Genomic DNA, 19,601 nt, shown 5'->3' with positions numbered 1-19,601 from the left:
TAAAGGAGGAGCCGAAGGCGGGGGACATTCGCGGAGGGGAGTACCCGGTGGCCTTTGCACGCGCCCTGAACAACAGCACCCCGCAACACAGCGCGAAAAAAACTGAGATGAAGCAACCCAACGCCTGGAACCCACGCTGGCGCCTGCTGGCCTGCGCAGCCCCCGCAGCCGTGTTCTTCGCTGCCTTCTGGCTGCTGCCGGTGGTCCGCCTGCTCACGCTGCCCGCGACCAAGGGCTGGTCCACCTACTTCGCGGTGCTGACAGATTCGCGCTACCTGCAGAGCATGGTCAACACTGTGGCGTTGTCGGTGGCCGTGACACTTGCGACCCTGGTGCTCGGCGCAGCCGTGGGCATCTACCTCGCGCGCCATTCCTTCACCGGCAAACGCATGCTGCTGTCGCTGCTCACGCTGCCTCTCTCCTTTCCGGGCGTGATCATCGGCTTCTTCGTCATCCTGCTCGGTGGGCGGCAAGGCTTGGTGGCCGACATCGGCGACAGCCTCTTCGGTGAACGCATCACCTTTGCATATGGCCTGCTCGGCCTGTTCCTGGCCTACCTGTATTTTTCGCTTCCACGCGCCATTGCCACCTACGCCGCAGCGGCAGAGGCCATGAACTTGCAACTCGAAGAAGCCGCGCGCTCGCTCGGTGCCTCGCGCCTGCGCGTGGCGCGCGATGTGTGGATGCCCGAGCTTGCCCCCACCACGCTGGCCTGCGGCGCCATTCTTTTCGCCACTTCGATGGGCGCCTTCGGCACCGCCTTCACGCTCGCCAGCAAGTTCGAGGTGATCCCCATCACCATCTACAACGAGTTCACCAACTACGCCAACTTTGCACTCGCCGCATCGCTCTCGATTGCGCTGGGCCTCGTGACCTGGCTGGTGCTGTTCGTGGCGCGGCGCTTCGGAGCCAACCCGGTCGCGCACTGAATCAAGAGGGAAACGCTTCATGCGAAAGAACACCCAACTCAAGGCGCCTTTCCTGCTGGCCATCACAGTGCTGGTGAGCATCTTCATGATCGCGCCGATGCTGCTGTCCGTTATGGCTGGCTTGGTCAACAACTACAGCACGGGCCTGAAGAGCGGCCTCACGCTGCGTTGGCTCGGCGAGGTATGGGAGAACTACGGCGGCACCGTGGGTTGGTCACTCGCACTGGCGCTGGCCTGCGTGGTCGGCACCGTGCTGCTGGGCGTGCCCTGCGCCTATGCGCTGGCGCGCAGCCGTTCACGCGCTGCGCACATCTTCGAAGAGCTGCTGACGCTGCCCGTCGCGGTGCCGGGCCTCGCGACCGCGCTGGCGCTGATACTCGCCTACGGCCAACTCACGGCCTTCCGCCAGAGCTTCGCCTTCATTCTCGTGGGCCACATGGTGTTCACTCTGCCGTTCATGGTGCGCACCGTGAGCTCGGCCTTCCAGCGCGACGACCTGCTCGCGCTCGAGGAAGCCGCCCGTTCGCTGGGCGCGAACTTCCGCCAGCGCTTCATGGGCATCCTCGTACCCGCCGTGTTCCCCGCCATCGTGGCCGGCAGCCTCATGGTGTTCACGCTCTCGGTGGGCGAGTTCAACCTAACCTGGATGCTGCACACGCCGCTCACGCGCACCCTGCCTGTGGGGCTGGCCGACAGCTATGCCTCGATGCGCATCGAGATCGGGTCGGCCTACACGCTGGTCTTCTTCGCCGTCATTCTTCCGGTGCTGTGGGGACTGCAGTACCTTGCCAACCTGATGCAGAAACGCCATGGAACTTGAACGCATTCCCATCGACATTTCGCGCTGCGCGAAGACCTACGCGGACGGCACGCGCGGCCTGCTGCCGACCGACCTGCACGTGGAAGCGGGCGAAGTGCTTGCGCTGCTCGGCCCCTCCGGCTGCGGCAAGACCACACTATTGCGGCTGATTGCAGGGCTCGAGGCACCCGACGAAGGCAGCCGCATCGTGTTCGGTGGGCAAGACGTCACGCAGCGCCCGGTGGAACATCGCGGCGTGGGCATGGTGTTCCAGAGCTACGCGCTCTTTCCGCAGATGACGGTGGCCGCCAACATTGGCTACGGCCTTCGCATCCGCGGCGTGGCGCCCGAAGAAGAAAAGCGCGCCGTGGGCGAACTGGTCGACCTGACGCGGCTCGGCGGGCTTGAGAACAAGCGCCCTGCCGAGCTCTCGGGCGGCCAGCGCCAACGCGTGGCACTGGCGCGCGCGGTTGCCGTGCGCCCGCGCGTGCTGCTGCTCGACGAACCGCTGGCCGCGCTCGACGCCAAGCTCAAGGAGTCGCTGCGCGACGAGCTCGCCGAGCTGCTGCGCCGCCTGCACATCACGGCCATCCACGTCACTCACGACCAGCAGGAGGCGATGGCCATTGCCGACCGCCTGGCGGTGATGAGCGCCGGACGCATCGTGCAGATCGGCCGCGGCGAAGAGCTGTACCGCGCGCCGTCACACCCCTTCGTGGCGGAATTCCTCGGCCGGGTGAACCGGCTGGAGCGCAAGCCCGACGCCATTGCGCAAGGCGTTGTCCGACTCGGCGGAAGCACACTGCCTTGCCCGCCCGCCTGGCGCGACCATGCGATGCTCCTGGTGCGACCCGAAGACGTGGAGGTGAGCGCGCCGCAGCCCGGCTGGGGGCTTGCCGCAGTCGAACGCCGCACCTTTCTCGGCGACCGCGTGCAGCTGCAGCTGCGCACGCAGGACCAGTCCTTGCTGGTAGCCGATGTAGGCCGCGACACGCCTTTCGGCCCGGGTGATCCGGTCGGCCTTCGCATCCAGCCCGATCGCCTGATGACGTCGCAGGAAACCAGCGCATGAACACGGCAACGACACAAGACACCACCTTCCTGGCGCAGCTGACGGACCTGCACATCCGCGAGCCCGGCCGCCTGGCGTACGGCCGCATCGACACCGCGCCCTACCTGGAGCGCGCGGTGCAATCGGTGCTGCGCCTGCCGCAATTGCCCGACGCGGTGGTGATTACGGGCGACCTGAGCGACTTCGGCCGCGCGGCCGAATACGAGCACCTAACGCGTCTTCTGGCACCGCTGACCATGCCGGTGTATCTGATGCCCGGAAACCATGACGACCGCGACCAGCTGCGCCGCAGCTTTCCGGGCCACGGCTACCTGGCGGCGGGCGTGGGCTCCGCCGGTTTTGTCCAATACTCGGTGCGGGTGGGCGCGCTGCGCCTGCTGACGCTCGACACCTGCGTGCCGGGCGAGAGCCATGGCGCCCTCTGCAACGAACGGCTGGCGTGGCTGGAGCAACAGCTCGAAGCCTGCCGGGGCGAGCCCGTGGTCATTGCCATGCACCACCCCCCCTTCCAGACGTTGATCGGCCACATGGACGAGATTGGCCTGCTGCAGGGCGCCGAGGCACTGGAAGCGCTGGTCGCGCGGTACCCCAACGTCGAACGCGTGATCTGCGGGCATCTGCACCGCGCCATCGACGCGCGCTTCGGCGGCACCATTGCATCCACTTCGCCCGCACCGGCCCACCAGGTCTGCCTGGACCTGGCACCCGACGCGGCCTCTGCGTGGACGCTGGAGCCGCCGGGTTTCCGGATTCACGCCTGGTCTGCGCGCAGCAGGCGGCTGGTCACCCATTTGGCGGCTTCCGGCACATTCGAGGGCCCTTTTCCTTTCCACGACAACGGAGCACTGATCGATTGAGCCCATAGTGTGGAAAATGGGGCTGAAGAAAACGAACCAAAACGAAAAGGATAGAAACCGGCACCCATGAAGCATCTTCTGAACCTGCTCGCCGCCGTCGCACTGCTGGTGTGGGGCACGCACCTCGTTCGAACGGGCGTGCTGCGCGTGTTCGGGGCCAACCTGCGCAAGATCCTCGTGCAGAGCATGCGCAACCGCTTCACCGCCGCGCTGTCGGGCATCGGTGTGACCGCGCTGGTGCAATCGAGCACGGCCACGTCGCTGATGACTTCGTCCTTCGTGGGGCAGGGCCTGGTCACGCTGCCGGCGGCGCTGGCTGTGATGCGCGGGGCGGACGTCGGCACGGCGCTCATCTCGGTGCTGTTCTCGGCAGACCTTTCGTGGCTGTCGCCGATGTTCATCTTCGTGGGCGTGGTGCTGTTCATTTCGCGCTCGGCCAGCGTGGCGGGCCGCGTGGGCCGGGTGCTCATCGGCCTGGGGCTGATGCTGCTGGCGCTGCAGCTGGTGGTGGAAGCCACCGAGCCGCTCTTCTCGGCCCCGGCCGTGCGGGCGCTGCTGGCCTCGCTCAGCAGCGACGTGCTGCTCGAAATCACCATTGGCGCCGCGCTCGCCATCGTGGCGTATTCCAGCCTGGCCGTGGTGCTGCTGGTGGCGGCCATGGCAAGCTCCAACGTGGTTCCGCTCGACGTGGCGCTGGGGCTGGTGCTCGGCGCCAACCTCGGCAGCGGCTTGCTGGCCGTGCTGACCACCGCCAAGTCAGCCATACCGGTGCGGCAGGTCACGGTGGGCAACCTGCTGTTCAAGGCGCTCGGCGTGGCGATCGTCGCGCCCTTCGTCGGGCTCTGGCTGCGCTACGTGCAGCCACAAGTGCCCAACGCGACCCACGGCGTGGTGTTGTTTCACCTGGCATTCAACGTGATCATCAGCGTGGGGTTCATCGGCCTCACGCAGTGGGTGGCAACGCTGGTCACCAAGATGCTGCCGGTGCCGCAGCAGCCGGCCACTTCCACGCGGCCGCACCACCTCGACCCTTCGGCGCTTTCAACGCCTTCGCTAGCCATTTCGAACGCGGCGCGCGAGGCGCTGCACCAGGCCGACATCGTGGAGACCATGCTCATCGGCACGCTCGACGTGATCCGCCACAACGACCTGCGCCTGTCGCAGGAACTGCGGCAGCTCGACGACACGGTGGACGAGCTTTACTCGGCCATCAAGTACTACATGACGCGCATCTCGCGCGAGGCACTGGGCGAAGAAGAAAGCCGGCGCTGGACCGACATCATCAGCTTCACCATCAACATGGAGCAGATCGGCGACATCATCGAGCGCGTGATCATCGACATCGAGGACAAGAAGATCAAGCCGCAGCGCAACTTCTCGGCCGCCGGCATGGCGGAAATCGTGGAACTGCACGGCCGGCTGGTGGCCAACCTGCGGCTGAGCATGAGCGTGTTTTTGAACGGCAATGTGCGCGACGCGCAAAAGCTGCTCGAAGAAAAAGCACGCTTCCGCGACCTTGAACGGGCCTATGCCACCACCCACCTCGACCGGCTGTCCGACCGCACCACGCTGAGCATCGAGACCAGCTCGCTGCACATCGACCTGATCAGCGACCTGAAGCGCATCAACTCGCACATCTGCTCCATCGCCTACCCGATCCTCGAGTCGGCGGGCGCACTGGCACCGAGCCGGCTGCGTGAATCGCGGCTGGGGAAGATCGAGGGCTGAGTTTTTTTTTGAGGGGGGGCCTGCAAGCGCAGGCCGGCAGGCAAACGTCAGTGCGCGACCGGGAACGGCGAGCGCATGAACTGCTCCTGGCGGCGGCGCAGGCAGAAGTCGATCAGGTCGTCGATCTCCGTGGCCTTGTCGAACACCGCATCGGCGCCGAGCTGGGTGCACTTGCGGCGCATTTCGGGGGTGAGATGGTTGCTGAGCACAACCATTTTCTGCGCCGGCTCACGGTTGCGGCAGGCCTCGAGTACGCTGAAGCCGGTGCCGTCCTTCAGGAACAGGTCGACGATGGCAAGGTCCCATTGCGCGAGGTTGCTCGTCAGCCAACGCGTACCCTCCCGCTCCGATTCCGCCTGGCCCACCGGGTCGACCCTGGCCACTTCGCGCAAGGTGCCCAACAGGTTTTCGCGGATGGTGGGGTTGTCCTCGACAACAAAGGTTCTAACGGTGTCCATGGTGGCGGCGTTCCTCGAGCTTTGTAGCAGGCTACAAATTGCGCCCGGCACAAGACGAAGGCATGACACCCCATCGCGGGTAGGACAAGGCTGGCCCGTCGCCGGGCCGGCCGTGGCCCACTATCAGCGCATCAGAGCGTGAGGATCGTGCAGCCCGTGGTCTTGCGCGCTTCGAGGTCGCGGTGCGCCTGCTGCACGTCGGCCAAAGCGTAGCGCTGGTCGATCGGGATCTTCACCGCACCGCTCTGCACCACCGCGAACAGGTCGTCCGCCATGGCCTGTGTGCTCTCGCGCGTGGAAATGTGCGTGAACAGCGTCGGGCGCGTCACGTAGAGCGAGCCCTTCGAGGCCAGCGTGCCAAGGCTGATCGGCGGCACGGGGCCCGAGCCATTGCCGAATATCGCCAACAGGCCGAACGGGCGCAGGCACTCGATCGAGGCTTCCCAGGTGTCCTTGCCGACCGAGTCGTACACCACCTTCACGCCTTTGCCGCCGGTGATCTCCTTCACCCGGGCCGCGAAGTTCTCGGTGCTGTAGTTGATGGCATGCGCCGCACCATGTTCGAGCGCGAGCTTGCACTTGGCGTCGCTGCCGGCCGTGCCGATCAGCTGCAGGCCCAGTGCCTTGGCCCATTGGCAGGCGATAAGCCCGACCCCGCCGGCCGCGGCATGGAACAGCACGAAGTCGCCCGGCTGCAAGCCTTCCGCGGGCAGCGTCTTCTTCAGCAGGTATTGCGCCGTGAGGCCCTTGAGCATCATGGCCGCGCCGGTTTCGAACGAAATGGCGTCGGGCAGCTTGCAGACGCACTTGGCCGGCATCACGCGCAGTTCGCTGTAGGCCCCGGGGGGCTGGCTCGCATAGGCGGCGCGGTCGCCCGCCTTGAGGTGCGTGACGCCCTCGCCCACCGCCTCGACCACGCCCGAGGCTTCCATGCCCAGCTGCAAGGGCATCTGGAAGGGATAGAGGCCGCTGCGCTGATAGGTGTCGATGAAGTTCAGGCCCACGGCCTTGTGGCGGATGCGTATTTCGCCGGGCCCCGGCTCGCCGACCTCCACGTCGACGATCTTCAGTTCTTCGGGACCGCCGTGGCGGTCGATACGAACGGCTTTGCTCATCATCTTTGCAGTCTCCAAGGCTCGCGAAAAAGAAGACGCGCATCGTGCCACGTTTGGCCTTTCCGCGGCGGCGGCGGGCAATGCCCGGTAGAGTCGGCGGCCATGCAGATTCAGCAGCGCCTCACGCCCTTCACCGTCTTCCTGCTCACCGTGCCGCCGCTGCTGTGGGCCGGCAATGCGGTGGTCGGCCGCATGGTGCGCGAGCTGGTGTCGCCGCTCACGCTGAACTTCGTGCGCTGGGTCATCGCCTTCGTGCTGTTGCTGCCGCTTGCATGGCCCGTGCTGCGCCCCGGCAGCCCGCTGTGGGCGCACTGGAAGCGCTACGCGGTGCTGGGGCTGCTCGGCATCGGCTGCTACAACGCCTTTCAGTACCTGGCGCTGCAGACCTCTACGCCAATCAACGTCACGCTGGTCGGCTCCAGCCTGCCGCTGTGGATGCTCGCGACCGGCGCTGTTTTCTTCGGCGCCCGCGTCAGCGGCCGCGAGATCGGCGGATCGGTGCTTTCGATGCTTGGCGTGCTGCTGGTGCTGAGCCGGGGTGAATGGCGGCAGTTGCTTGCGCTGCGCCTGGTGCCGGGCGACCTGTACATGATCCTGGGCACCATTGCCTGGGCGTTCTACAGCTGGATACTGGCCCGCACGCGGGAGCCGCAAGCCGTGCGGCAAGACTGGGCCGCGTTTCTCATGGCACAAATGGTGTTCGGCCTTGCATGGTCGGGCGCGTTCGCGGCCGGCGAGTGGACGCTGGCGGACGCGCGCATCGTGCCGGGCTGGCCCCTGTTCGCCGCCCTCGCCTTCATCGGTATCGGGCCCGCCGTACTGGCCTACCGCTGCTGGGGCAGCGGCGTGCAGCATGCCGGGCCGCAGGCGGCGAGCTTCTTCATGAACCTCACGCCGCTGTTCGCCGCGCTGTTGTCCGCGGCGTTCCTCGGCGAACCGCCGCACTGGTACCACGGTGCGGCCTTCTTGCTAATCGTGGGCGGCATCGTGGTCTCATCGTCCAAACGTTGAGACCACGAGGCGGGCTCAGTAAGTGCCGGGGTAGGCGCCGCCGTCGGCCAGCACGTTCTGTCCCGTCATGTAGCCGGCCTGCATGCTGCAGAGAAAGGCGCAGATGGCGCCGAACTCGGCCGGCGTGCCGAAGCGCTTGGCCGGGATGTTCTTCTTGCGGGCTTCCCACACGGTGTCGAAGTCCTGGCCCGTCTTCTGGGCCGTGCCGGCCATCGTGCCCTTGAGGCGGTCTGTGTCGAACGAGCCGGGCAGCAGGTTGTTGATGGTCACGCCCTGCGCCGCAATGGCCGTGCGCGCCACGCCGGCCACAAAGCCCGTGAGGCCGCTGCGCGCGCCGTTCGAAAGGCCCAGGATGTCGATGGGCGACTTCACCGAGCTGGAGGTGATGTTGACGATGCGCCCGAAGCCGCGCTTGGCCATGCCGTCGACCGTGGCCTTGATGAGCTCGATAGGGGTGAGCATGTTGGCATCGACCGCCTTGATCCAGGCTTCGCGGTCCCAGTTGCGGAAGTCGCCGGGGGGCGGGCCACCGGCGTTGGTCACGACGATGTCGAAGTCGTGGCCGAGCGCGAACACGGCAGCGCGGCCCGCCTCGGTCGTGATGTCGGCCGCCACGTGCTTGACGAAGGGTGCCGGCGAGCCTGCTGCCGCCGCGGCCAGCTTGGCAGCCGCGGCTTCGAGCGCCTCGGCGCCGCGCGCCACGATCACCACGTTCACGCCTTCGCGCACCAGCGCTTCGGCGCAGCCGTAGCCAAGCCCCTTGCTCGCGCCGCAAACCAGCGCGGTCTTGCCTGCAATGCCCAGATCCATGTTTTTTCTCCTGTACTGCAGGGGCGCTAGCGCCCCGTGCGTGTGAAAACGAAGATGCCCGCAATCACGAGCACCGTGCCGGCCGCGATCCACGCGGTGAACGGCTCGCCAAGTATGACCACCCCCATGAGGATGGTCGAAAGAGGCCCGATCATGCCGGTTTGCGCAGCCATGGCCGGACCGATGCGCTCGATGGCCATCATGACCATCAGGACAGGTACCGCCGTGCAAACCGTGGCATTCAGCACCGAGAGCCAGATGACCTCGGGCGCCACCTGCATCGCAACGCTCATCGGCCGCGTGAGCACGAACTGCAGGATGCACAGCACGCAAGCCACGGTGGTGGCCAGGCCCACGAGCCGGAGCGACCCGAGGCGCTTGACGAACTCGCCGCTGTAGACGAGGTAGCCCGCATAGCTCACCGCGCTCAGGAACACCAAGAAGGCGCCCCAGGCCGCCGCCCCGCCGCCCTTTCCTCCGCCGCCGGTCCAGAGCTCGTGCCCGAACACGAGCAGCACGCCTGCATAGCTCACGATCATGCCCATCACTTGCGGCCGCGTTGCGCGCCGCCGATACAGGAGCCAGCCGAACAGCAGCACCAGCGTGGGGTTGAGATAGAGAATCAGCCGTTCGAAGCTGGCCGAGATATAGGCGAGCCCCGCAAAGTCGAGAAAGCTCGCGAGGTAGTAGCCTGAGAAGCCGAGCCCGATCACGCCGAGCCAGTCGCGAAACGTGAGCGCGGGCTTGCCGCGCCCTGCCCACCACGCCATGACCGCGAAGAGCGGCAGCGCGAACAGCATGCGCAGCATGATCAGCGTGATGGCATCCACGCCATACCGGTAAGCCAGCTTGACGATGATGGCCTTGCCGCTGAACGCGATGGCGCCCAGCGAAGCGAGGATGAGGCCGGGCGCAATGCTCTTTGCGCCGCTGTGCGCGGAGGGAATGCCGGTCTGTACGGCGGACTTGGTCATCCCTCGATCATCGCGCGGTCTTCAATAGCCTGCAGCCACGCCGTCGCGGCGCGGATCGCTGGCGGCCACGTAGCCTTCGACCGACGGATCGCCCGCGCGCCAGATGAACTGGCCGGCGCCGAAGTCCTGGTACGAGTCGTTGATCACGTCGAGGTGGTGGCCAAGGTCGCGCAGGCCCTGAACGGTGTTGCGGTTCATCGCGGCCTCGACGTTGATTTCGAGCCCCGCATTGAAGCGCCAGCGCGGCGCGTCGCAGGCGGCCTGCGGGTTCTGCTTGTAGTCGAGCATGCGCACCAGCGTTTGCATGTGGCCTTGCGGCTGCATGTTGCCGCCCATGACGCCAAAGCTCATCACCGGTTGGCCGTCCTTGGTAAGGAAGGCCGGAATGATCGTGTGGAAGGGCCGCTTGCCCGGCGCCACCACGTTGGGGCTTTCGGCCTTGAGGCTGAAGCCGTGGCCGCGGTTCTGCAGGCTGATGCCGAACTCGGGCTCCACGCAACCCGAGCCGAAGCCCATGTAGTTGCTTTGGATGAAGCTCACCATCATGCCGCTCTCGTCAGCGGCCGTGAGGTAGATGGTGCCGCCCTTCACGGGGTTGCCGGCCTTGAAGTCCTGCGCCTTTTTCACGTCGATGAGTCTCGCACGCGATGCCAGGTAGGCGTCATCGAGCATTTGCGCGGGGGTCACCGTCATCGACGATGGCTCCGACACGTAGCGGTACACGTCGGCAAAGGCCAGCTTCATGGCCTCGATCTGCAAGTGCTGCGACGCGACCGAGTCGACCGGCAGCGAAGCGATGTCGAACTTCTCGAGAATGCCGAGCGCGATCAGCGCCGCAATGCCCTGGCCGTTGGGCGGAATCTCGTGCAGCGTGTGGCCGCGGTAGTCGCGCGAAATCGGCTTGACCCACTCAGGCTGATAGGCCGAGAGGTCGGACACGGTGAGCGCGCCGCCCTGCTCTTTCGAAAACCTGGCGAGCGCTTCAGCGATTTCGCCGCTGTAGTAGGCCTCGCCCTTGGTGCGGGCAATGGCCTTGAGAGCGCGCGCAGCCGCGGGAAAACGAAACAGCTCGCCGATCTCGGGTGCACGGCCCCAAGGCAGAAAGCTCTGCGCGAAGCCCGGCTGCGACTCGAGCAGCGAGGTGGCCGCCAGCCACTTGCCTTGCACCACCGGCGGCACGAGGTAGCCGCGCTCGGCAATGTCGATGGCCGGCGCCATCAGGTCGGCGAAGGGCAGCTTGCCGAAGCGGTCGCTCAGCGCCACCCAGCTGCGCACGGCGCCCGGCACCGTGACCGAATCGATGCCGCGCATGGGCGGCGTTGCGGCATCGGCGCCGTACTTGGCCTTGAAGTACTCGGGCGTCCAGGCCTTGGGTGCGGGACCGGAGCCGTTGAGGCCATGCAGTTCCTTGCCGTCCCACAGGATGCAGAACGCATCGCTGCCAAGGCCGTTGCTCACCGGCTCGACCAGCGTCATCACGGCCGCCGTGGCAACGGCCGCATCGACGGCGTTGCCGCCCTGCTGGAGCATGCGCAGCCCGGCTTGCGACGCCAGCGGGTGCGAGGTCGACACCACGTTGCGCGCGAAGATCGGAATGCGGGTGGAGAGATAGGGATTGTTGAAATCGAAGTTCATGTCGGTTTGTCTCGTTACTCGTTGGTGATCTTGCGTTCGACCACGATCTTTTTCCACTTGGCCGCATCGGTGGCCACCATCTTCGCGAACTGCTCGGGCGTTCCGGCAGTGGCGGGTTCGATGCCCAAGCGCGAAAGCTTGTCCTTCACCTCGGGGTCGGCCAGCGCTTCGTTGGCCGCCTTATTGACGCGCGCCACGATGTCCGCCGATAAACCCTTCGGTCCATAGAAGCCGAACCAGGTATTCGATTCATAGCCCGGCAGCGTGTCGGCAATGGGCGGCAGCTCCGGCGCGAGCGGGCTGCGCTTGAGCGTGGTAACGCCGAGCGCACGCAGGCGTCCGTCGCGCACGTGCGGCATGCCCGTAGGCAGCGAGTCGAACAGTACGTCGATCTTGCCGCTGATCAGGTCGGGAATGGCAAGCGCCGTGCCCTTGTAGGGAATGTGCGTGACGAACACGCCGGCCTGCGCCTTGAAGAGCTCCGCCGTGAGCTGCACGATGGTGCCGTTGCCGCTGGAGGCGTAGTTGAGCTTGCCGGGGTTCTTCTTTGCATGGTCGATCCATTCGCGCACCGTTTTCGCGGGCGAATTGACCGGCACCAGCATGATGCTGGGCGCATCGCCCACATGCGCGATGGGCGAAAAATCGCGCACCGTGTCGTAAGGCAGCTTGCTGGTGATGGCCGGGCCGATCGAATGCGTGCTGGTAGTGGCCAGCAGCAGCGTGTAGCCGTCGGCCTGCGCCTTGGCCACCAGGTCGGAACCGATGGCACCGCCGGCCCCCGGCTTGTTGTCGATGATCAGCGTGGTGCCGAGCTTGTCGCCCATCTTCTGCCCGAGCGTGCGGGCAAAGAGATCGGTGGCGCCGCCCGCGGGGAACGGCACGACGAGCCGCACCGGCTTGTTGGGATAGCCCTGGGCGAAGCTGGCTGTGCTCGATGCAGCCAGGCAGAGCGCTGCGGCAACCCCTTGAAGGAACTGGATTCGTTTCATGGTGCTGGATTCTGGCCCGGTAGAGAAACCTTGCATGCTATGCAGCCGCTGGGCATCAAGCCAGATAATCCACCTTATTCAACTATGAACCTGGTTTATGGCAAAGAACGCCACCGAAGAGGTCTCGCTGCAGCAGTTGCGGGCACTGGCAGCCGTCGCTGAAACCGGCAGCTTCACGCTGGCCGCGGAAACCCTGCAGCTGACCCAGCCCGCGATCAGCCACCTGATCAAGCGCATGGAAGAAGAGATCGGGCAGCCGCTGGTGGTGCGCGGCCGCCGCATCCAGCTGACGAGCGCGGGCCAGGTGATGGTCGAAACCGCCGTGCGCGCGCTGCGCCTCATTGATGAGTCGGTAGACGCCTGCCGTTCGCAGTCGCAACTGCGCGAAGGCCGCGTGGTGCTGGCGGTGGGCCACCTCACGGCCGGCGCCCTGCTGCCGCCGATGCTCGGCCGCTTTTCGCAGAAGCACCCCACGCTGGCCACCACGCTGCTCGACAGCACCGCCGAGCAGATGATTTCGCGCCTGCTCTCGCAGGAGGCCGACCTGGGCTTCGGCTCGGACATCGGCCAGAAGCACTCGGAGCTGGCCACCGAGCCGTTGTTCACGGAGCGCATGGCTCTTTTCGTACGCGAGGACCATCCGCTGGCGCAGCGCGTGGTGGTCGACGCCAGGCACCTGGAAGCTCTGCCTTTCATCCACGTCAACCCGGACGCCAATGTATGGCGCTCGGTCAGCCGCCAACTATCCAGCATGGCGAATGTGTACCCGCACGTGGTTCATCACGTGTCGATGTTGTCGACGGCATTCGGCCTGATCCAGGCAGGTGCCGGATTGGCGCTGCTGCCACGCTATGTCGAAGTGTTGATGCCGGGCAACCTGCGCGCTGTGGCGGTCACGCGCCCGACTCTGGAGTACCCGGTAGTAGCCGTTCGGCTGGCCAAGCACCCGCTCAGCCCTGCCGCGCTGGCCTTCTTGGCCATGGCTCGGCAGCACATGAAACCACCGAGAGCTGGCAAGCCGTAGGCTCGTTTGATTCAGCGCGTTGTGCGTTGGTGTTTTGTTCGTGGTGCGCACCCGCCGACGGGGTACCTTGCTCCGCGAATGTCCCCCGGCCTGCGGCCTCCTCCTTTATTTCGCTGCGCAAGGCACCCCATCGACGGGTGCGTTATCCAGAGCGGTCGTTGATCGAACGGAACAAGCGCAGCGCCCGGTGTGCACAGGGCATCGGGTGCTCCCCGCAGCGAAATAAAGGAGGAGCCGAAGGCGGGGGACATTCGCGGAGGGGAGTACCCGGTGGCCTTTGCACGCGCCCTGAACAAAGGCCTCCACCCAACGGAGTCGTCGAAATGAAAAACGGCGCCCAAAAGGCGCCGTTTGAATAAAGCCAGAAGACGGAAATCAGTCTTCGACGAAAGCCTCTTCGCGTTTCGCCTTCACCGCCGGCAACAGCACGATCACCAGCAGCAATGCAGCAGCGAGCAGCAGCCCGAGCGAGATCGGACGCGTGACGAAAACGCTCCAGTCACCGCGCGAGAGCAGCAGCGAACGGCGCAGGTTTTCTTCCATCATCGGCCCCAGGATGAAGCCCAGCAGCAACGGCGCAGGCTCGCATCCCAGCTTGAAGAAGGTGTAGCCCACGAAGCCGAAGATACCGACCATCCAGATGTCCCACGTGTTGTTGTTCGTGGAGTACACGCCAATGGCGCAGAACAGCACGATTGCGGGGAACAGGAACTTGTAGGGCACCGTCAGCAGCTTGATCCACATGCCGATCAGCGGCAGGTTCAGGATCACGAGCATTGCATTGCCGAGCCACATCGAGGCGATCAGGCCCCAGAACAGCTCGGGGTTGCTGGTCATCACCTGCGGGCCCGGCTGGATGTTGTGGATCGTCATTGCGCCCACCATCAGCGCCATCACCGCGTTGGGCGGAATACCCAGCGTCAGCAGCGGAATGAACGAGGTTTGCGCACCTGCGTTGTTGGCTGCCTCGGGTGCTGCCACGCCGCGGATGTTGCCCTTGCCGAACGGTACTTCGCCCGGATGCAGCTTGGTCTTCTTCTCGATCGTGTAGGCCGCGAAGGCCGACAGCAACGCACCGCCACCCGGCAGGATGCCGAGCGACGAACCCAGTGCCGTGCCGCGCAGCACGGCCGGGATCATGCGCTTGAAGTCTTCCTTGGTCGGGAACAGGCCCGAAACCTTGGCGGTGAACACCTCGCGCTCGTCGTCGGGGCGCGAAAGGTTGGCAATGATTTCGCCGTAGCCGAACACGCCCATGGCAATGGCCACGAAGCCGATGCCGTCGGTCAGTTCCGGAACGTCGAAGCTGTAGCGTGCCACGCCCGAGTTCACGTCGGTGCCCACCAGGCCCAGCAGCAGGCCCAGCACGATCATGCCGATGGCCTTGAGCAGCGAGCCCGAAGCCAGCACCACGGCGCCGATCAGGCCCAGGATCATCAGCGAGAAGTATTCGGCCGGGCCGAACTTGAAGGCCAGCTCGGTGAGCGGCGGCGCAAAGGCAGCCAGGATCAGCGTGCCGACGCAACCGGCAAAGAACGAACCCAGGCCCGCCGCGGCGAGCGCTGGACCTGCACGGCCCTTGCGCGCCATCTGGTAGCCGTCGATCACGGTTACCACCGACGAAGATTCGCCCGGCAGGTTCACCAGAATTGCGGTGGTGGAGCCGCCGTATTGCGCGCCGTAGTAGATACCGGCCAACATGATCAGCGCCGACACGGGCGGCAGCGCGTACGTGGCGGGCAGCAGCATTGCGATGGTCGCAACCGGGCCGATGCCCGGCAGCACGCCGATCAGCGTGCCCAGGATACAGCCGCCAAGGCAGTACAGCAGGTTCGTGAAGGTAAAGGCAACGCCAAAACCCATCGAGAGGTGGTCAATCAATTCCATGTGAGCAGCTTTCTTCTCAACCGGTGATGAAGGTCGGCCAGACCTGGATCTGCAGCTTGAGCGCCCAGATGAATGCAACGTAGCTGCCGACGGCCAGCACGGTGGCCAGGATCAGCACGGTAGGCAGCTTGAACTCGTGGCCCGCAAGGCTGGCGATGAGCACGAGCGCGTAGATCGCGATGATCATTCCCATGGCCGGCACGCCGAGGCTCGGCAGGCCGCCGAGCAAGATGCCGAAGGCGACGTTGGCGCCCAGGATGAAGATCACCTGCTTCCAGGCCCACTTGCCGATCTTTTCGCCGTCGGTGGTTTCAACGGTCAGGCCGCTGAACATGATCCCCAGGCCGATGACGGCCATCAGGATGCCCAGCATCAACGGGAAGTAACCCGGACCCATGCGGGCGCCGGTGCCTACGCTGTAGGTGGTGGCGCCCCATGCGAACGCCGCGCCCACTACCGTAAACATCAGGCCCGAGAAAAAGTCTTTCTGACTCTTGATTTTCACGAACAGTCTCCTCGAACAAATTTCGATGCCGGATTGTCGAGTCAGCCAGTGGTCAGGCCGATGTGGATTCCACTAACGAAAGGCCTAGGGATAACCCGAAAGACTTCACCGCGCAAAATCGCGGAACGCCGGAAAACCGGCTCCGCCGGGGCTCATTCCAGGGGCGGCGTCGCGCTCAGTACTTCTTCGACCGTCGTCACGCCCTCGGCCACGCGCAGCGCACCCGCCAGGCGCAGCGGCCGCATGCCGTCGATCACCGCCTGCCGGCGGAGCCCGGCCAGGTTGGGCTCCTTGTTGACTTGGCTCTTGAAGTCTTCGCTGATGCTCAGCAGTTCGTACAGGCCCATCCGGCCCATGTAGCCCGTCATGCGGCAATCGACGCAGCCCACGGGCTTGTAGGCGCGCACCGAACCGGTGATCTGCCATGGCTTGACGATGGCTTCGAGCTTCTCGCGCGTGATCGTGTCGTCGGGCTGCTTGCAGTTGGGGCACAGCGTGCGAACCAGCCGTTGCGCCAGCACGCCGAGCATCACGGCGTTGATGAGGTACGAAGGCACGCCGAGTTCCATCAAGCGCGTGATGGCGCTCGGCGCGTCGTTCGTGTGCAGCGTGCTGAACACCAGGTGGCCCGTGAGCGCGGCCTGCACCGCCATCTCGGCCGTGGCCAGGTCGCGGATTTCGCCGACCATGATGATGTCCGGGTCCTGCCGCATCAGCGCGCGCAGGCCTTCGGTAAAACCGAAGTCCAGTTGCGGCTGCACCTGCGTCTGGTTGAACGAAGGCTCGATCATTTCAATCGGGTCTTCGACCGTGCTCACGTTGACCTCTTCGGTCGCCACGCGCTTGAGCGTGGAGTACAGCGTGGTGGTCTTGCCCGAGCCCGTGGGCCCGGTCACTAGGATGATGCCGTTGGGCCGCGTGACGAGTTGCTCCCAGCGGTGCGCGTCATGCTGCGAGAAGCCGAGCGCGTCGAGATCCTTCACGGCCGTGTCGGGGTCGAAGATCCGCATCACCATCTTCTCGCCGAAAGCGGTCGGCAAGGTGGAAAGCCGCATTTCGACTTCGTCGCCGCGCATGTTGCGGGTCTTGATGCGGCCGTCGAGCGGGCGGCGCTTTTCGACCACGTCCATGCGGCCCAGCAGCTTGATGCGCGACACCATCGCGTTCATCACGCCCATGGGCATCTGGTAGGCCGGATGCAGGATGCCGTCGATGCGGAAGCGGATCACGCCCTGCTCGCGGCGCGGCTCCAGATGGATGTCGCTCGCGCGCTGGTCGAAGGCGTATTGCCAGAGCCAGTCGACCACCTGCACCACACTCTGGTCGTTGGCGTCGAGCTGCTTGGTGCTCTTGCCCAACTCCACCAGCTGCTCGAAGCTCGCGCCGCCGGTGTTGCCGCCGGCCTTCTGCGCCGCGCGCACCGACTTGGCGAGCGCAAAGAATTCGGCCGTGTAGCGCTGGATGTCCGTCGGGTTGGCCACCACGCGGCGCACGGTGCGGCGCGCCTGGCGCTCCACCTCGGCAATCCAGTCGGTGAGAAACGGCTCGGCCGTGGCCACCACCACTTCGTTGGGCAGCACCTGCACCGGCAGCACCTTGTGGCGCTCGGCATAGGCCGCGCTCATGGTGTCGGCCACCTTGCCCACGTCGACCTTGAGCGGATCGATGCGCAGGTAGCTGAGCCCCGCACGGCCGGCAAGCCATTGCGTGAGCATTTCAAGGTCGAGCGGCTTGCCGTCGCTTTCGCGCGTCATGGCCACATTGGCAAGGCGCACCAGCGGCGCCTGCCGGCTCTCGGCCTGGGCGCAGCGCGCAATGGTGCGCTTGGCCTCCACCGGCGAGATCACGCCGTCGGCGGCAAGCCATTCGATCAAACGGCGCAGGTCGAGCGGGCCCTCGTGGCGGGCAGGCGAAGGTTTGGATGCGGAAGCAGCGGGAACAGCGCTCATGAGCCGGAAGGTCGGGTGAGAGTGGGATTCAGCGGTTTGAACACACGCAGCCATTTAGGCGCGGGCAGGCCCCAGCGAGTCTGGATCGTTTGGGCGCGCTCGGCAAGGGCTTCGCGCTTCGGGCGGCTTGGCGTGCGCTGCGCCAGCACCACCGTGTTGCCTTCGCGCGTCGGCTTGAAGGCCCACACCGCATCGGCACCGAATGCCCCGGCGATTTTTTCCAGGCTGCGCTCGTAGCTGGACGAGCGGCCAAAGAGATTGACCGTCATGCAGCCGTCTTCGGTGAGCAATGCGCGGCAATCGGCATAGAAGTCTTCGCTGTCGAGCACCGGCGCCGCGGCCTCATGGTCGTACAGGTCGACCTGCAATGCGTCCACCGTGCCCTGCCATTCGGCCTTGCGGATTTCGAGCGCGGCATCGGCAATGACCACGCGCAGCTTCGGGTCGTCCGCCGGCAGCTTGAACCAGCCGCGGCAAGCCGACACCACCTGCGGGTTCAGCTCGATGGCCGTGGTGCGCATGCGCAAGGTCTTGCGGCAGAACTTCGTGAGCGTGGCCGCGCCGAGGCCGAGCTGCATCGCGTGGCGGCTTGCCACGCTTTTCGCGTCGGCGAACAGCAGCCAGGCCATCATGCGCTGCACGTATTCGAGCTCGATCTCGAACGGCGCATCGAGCTTCATCGAGCCCTGCACCCATTCGGTGCCAAGGTGCAGGTAGCGGATATCGCCCCAGTCGGAAAAATTGACTTCAGGAAGGACGGGGGTTTTGCTCGTGGCCATCAGATAAGTTTGTGGGCGTCGAAGACGTCGCGCCAGGCCGCGAGCTTGCGCTCGAAGCTCCACGACGCATTGGCGGGGCTGGTGGAAGGCAGCTGGTAGACCGGCACGCCCAGGGTGCGCGTGTGGCGCGCATGCTTGAAGCTTTCGCCGCCGTTGTGGGCAATGGCGGCAAGCTTCGGCAGATGCAGGCCGGCTATGTCGTTGGCAACGGGTGCGCGAATGGCCGAATCAAGGCTGCCCTCGCGCTCGCAGGCCGCATACACGTCCCACACGCCCAGCCCGCGCGCGAGCAGCCACTTCTTCTTTTCGGGATAGCTGTCTGCGCCCATCGGGAGCGGGTGTTGGGGCCAAACGGCTTGCAAGATTTTCCAGAACTGATTTTGCGGATGCGCATAGTACTGCTGCTGCTCGAGCGATCGAACGCCCGGGAAGCTTCCGAGGATCAGCACCACGGTGTCCGGCGAGACGACGGGCGCCAGGCCTGTGAGCACTGCGCTCGATGTATCGGGAGGGGTCGGTGGTTTCATGAACAGCCTCTATCTTGGCACTGTCGGCGCTTTCGATCGCCCATGAAAAAACCCGCCGAAGCGGGTTGTGCGCAAGGCGAGCGCCGGTTACTTCTTGGCGGCTTCGTGTTCGGCGGTGCCGGGCACCTTTTCGCCGATGGCCTTGCCGGTGCTGCGCATGCCGTCGGCTGTCTTGTGGCCGGCGGTTTCAACCGCATCGCCCGTCTTGGCGGCCACGTTCTTGGTGGCGTTGGTGGCCTTCTTGGTGGTGCGCTTGGTGGCGTCCCATGCCTTCTTGGTGCCGCGTTCGGTGGCGTTCACGGCCTTCTTGGTGGTGGTCTTGGTCGCATCGACTGCGTCCCTGCCGGCTTCCTTCACCTTCTCGGTGGTGGTGGGCTCGGCGGTGGTCGTTGCGGGCGCGGCGGTTGTCGCGGTTTGAGCCACGGCGGACACGCCGATGGAAGCAAGCGCGAGGGCCAGCACGACGGGCACGGTGCGAACGAAAGATGTGGTCATGTAAAGACTCCTTTTTGGATGAAGTGTCGGAGTGACGAACTTGCCACTGAACAAA

Annotated in this window: 19 protein-coding genes; 7 read left to right on the top strand and 12 right to left on the bottom strand. The window is 65.5% G+C overall.

What is annotated here, in order from left to right; genetic code table 11:
* Positions 1–107 precede the first annotated feature (107 nt).
* The 5 genes from V9L20_RS19440 to V9L20_RS19420 all read left to right on the top strand — a co-directional run bounded on the left by V9L20_RS19440 (position 108) and on the right by V9L20_RS19420 (position 5,385).
* Positions 108–929, top strand: coding sequence for an ABC transporter permease (locus V9L20_RS19440; protein WP_337297804.1), 822 nt, complete (start codon positions 108–110; stop codon positions 927–929).
* Between the two features lie 19 nt (positions 930–948).
* A complete protein-coding gene (locus V9L20_RS19435) occupies positions 949–1,749 on the top strand; it encodes an ABC transporter permease (protein WP_337297803.1) in 801 nt (266 codons plus the stop codon).
* On the top strand, positions 1,739–2,800 hold the full coding sequence (locus tag V9L20_RS19430; protein ID WP_337297802.1) for an ABC transporter ATP-binding protein: 1,062 nt from the start codon (positions 1,739–1,741) through the stop codon (positions 2,798–2,800). Before V9L20_RS19435 ends, V9L20_RS19430 begins: the two co-directional genes overlap by 11 nt.
* Positions 2,797–3,657, top strand: a complete 861-nt coding sequence (locus V9L20_RS19425; protein ID WP_337297801.1) for a phosphodiesterase — start codon at positions 2,797–2,799, stop codon at positions 3,655–3,657. Before V9L20_RS19430 ends, V9L20_RS19425 begins: the two co-directional genes overlap by 4 nt.
* A gap of 66 nt (positions 3,658–3,723) precedes the next feature.
* Complete coding sequence (locus tag V9L20_RS19420) at positions 3,724–5,385, top strand: Na/Pi cotransporter family protein (protein ID WP_337297800.1); 1,662 nt, start codon at positions 3,724–3,726, stop codon at positions 5,383–5,385.
* A 47-nt stretch (positions 5,386–5,432) separates the two neighbouring features.
* On the opposite strand, the gene V9L20_RS19415 is transcribed toward V9L20_RS19420, so the two are convergent.
* Positions 5,433–5,843: a response regulator gene (locus tag V9L20_RS19415; RefSeq protein WP_258504528.1), complete on the bottom strand. Its 411-nt coding sequence runs from the start codon at positions 5,841–5,843 to the stop codon at positions 5,433–5,435.
* A gap of 131 nt (positions 5,844–5,974) precedes the next feature.
* Positions 5,975–6,958 carry a quinone oxidoreductase family protein gene (locus V9L20_RS19410; protein ID WP_337297810.1) on the bottom strand — a complete coding sequence of 328 codons (984 nt, stop codon included), beginning with the start codon at positions 6,956–6,958 and terminating at the stop codon, positions 5,975–5,977.
* Positions 6,959–7,060: 102 nt separating this feature from the next.
* Here V9L20_RS19410 and V9L20_RS19405 point away from each other — a divergent pair, with 102 nt between their 5' ends.
* Positions 7,061–7,969: a DMT family transporter gene (locus V9L20_RS19405; RefSeq protein ID WP_337297799.1), complete on the top strand. Its 909-nt coding sequence runs from the start codon at positions 7,061–7,063 to the stop codon at positions 7,967–7,969.
* A gap of 15 nt (positions 7,970–7,984) precedes the next feature.
* Here V9L20_RS19405 and V9L20_RS19400 read toward each other — a convergent pair whose 3' ends face one another.
* Genes V9L20_RS19400 through V9L20_RS19385 form a run of 4 tightly spaced genes read right to left on the bottom strand, consistent with a single transcriptional unit; the run spans position 7,985 to position 12,380 of the window.
* A complete protein-coding gene (locus tag V9L20_RS19400; protein ID WP_258504524.1) occupies positions 7,985–8,779 on the bottom strand; it encodes an SDR family oxidoreductase in 795 nt (264 codons plus the stop codon).
* A gap of 26 nt (positions 8,780–8,805) precedes the next feature.
* Positions 8,806–9,753 carry a DMT family transporter gene (locus V9L20_RS19395; RefSeq protein ID WP_337297798.1) on the bottom strand — a complete coding sequence of 316 codons (948 nt, stop codon included), beginning with the start codon at positions 9,751–9,753 and terminating at the stop codon, positions 8,806–8,808.
* 21 nt (positions 9,754–9,774) lie between these two features.
* The gene (locus tag V9L20_RS19390; protein ID WP_337297797.1) at positions 9,775–11,388 is read right to left on the bottom strand and encodes a gamma-glutamyltransferase family protein; all 1,614 of its coding nucleotides are present in this window, start codon (positions 11,386–11,388) and stop codon (positions 9,775–9,777) included.
* A 14-nt stretch (positions 11,389–11,402) separates the two neighbouring features.
* Positions 11,403–12,380, bottom strand: a complete 978-nt coding sequence (locus V9L20_RS19385) for a Bug family tripartite tricarboxylate transporter substrate binding protein (RefSeq protein WP_337297796.1) — start codon at positions 12,378–12,380, stop codon at positions 11,403–11,405.
* A 97-nt stretch (positions 12,381–12,477) separates the two neighbouring features.
* Between V9L20_RS19385 and V9L20_RS19380 the strand changes: the two genes are divergently transcribed.
* Entirely contained in the window at positions 12,478–13,404 is a 927-nt protein-coding gene (locus tag V9L20_RS19380; protein WP_337297795.1) for a LysR family transcriptional regulator, read from the top strand.
* A gap of 375 nt (positions 13,405–13,779) precedes the next feature.
* Here the strand turns inward: V9L20_RS19380 and V9L20_RS19375 are convergent, their stop codons facing one another.
* From V9L20_RS19375 to V9L20_RS19350, 6 genes are all read right to left on the bottom strand, one after another.
* Positions 13,780–15,291, bottom strand: coding sequence for a tripartite tricarboxylate transporter permease (locus tag V9L20_RS19375; RefSeq protein WP_124957338.1), 1,512 nt, complete (start codon positions 15,289–15,291; stop codon positions 13,780–13,782).
* 16 nt (positions 15,292–15,307) lie between these two features.
* Positions 15,308–15,796, bottom strand: coding sequence for a tripartite tricarboxylate transporter TctB family protein (locus V9L20_RS19370; protein ID WP_258504512.1), 489 nt, complete (start codon positions 15,794–15,796; stop codon positions 15,308–15,310).
* A 152-nt stretch (positions 15,797–15,948) separates the two neighbouring features.
* Entirely contained in the window at positions 15,949–17,745 is a 1,797-nt protein-coding gene (locus V9L20_RS19365; protein ID WP_337297794.1) for a GspE/PulE family protein, read from the bottom strand.
* Entirely contained in the window at positions 17,742–18,524 is a 783-nt protein-coding gene (locus V9L20_RS19360; protein ID WP_337297793.1) for a spermidine synthase, read from the bottom strand. Before V9L20_RS19360 ends, V9L20_RS19365 begins: the two co-directional genes overlap by 4 nt.
* The gene (locus tag V9L20_RS19355) at positions 18,524–19,051 is read right to left on the bottom strand and encodes a DNA-deoxyinosine glycosylase (protein WP_258504508.1); all 528 of its coding nucleotides are present in this window, start codon (positions 19,049–19,051) and stop codon (positions 18,524–18,526) included. Before V9L20_RS19355 ends, V9L20_RS19360 begins: the two co-directional genes overlap by 1 nt.
* 87 nt (positions 19,052–19,138) lie before the next feature.
* Positions 19,139–19,546, bottom strand: coding sequence for a hypothetical protein (locus tag V9L20_RS19350; protein ID WP_157612668.1), 408 nt, complete (start codon positions 19,544–19,546; stop codon positions 19,139–19,141).
* Positions 19,547–19,601 lie beyond the last annotated feature (55 nt).

Origin of the sequence: Variovorax sp. CCNWLW225 (assembly GCF_037204045.1) — a bacterium.
Lineage (GTDB): Bacteria > Pseudomonadota > Gammaproteobacteria > Burkholderiales > Burkholderiaceae_C > Variovorax.
Note: the sequence above shows the minus strand (reverse complement) of the source record. Positions and strands in the feature narration are given on the sequence as shown.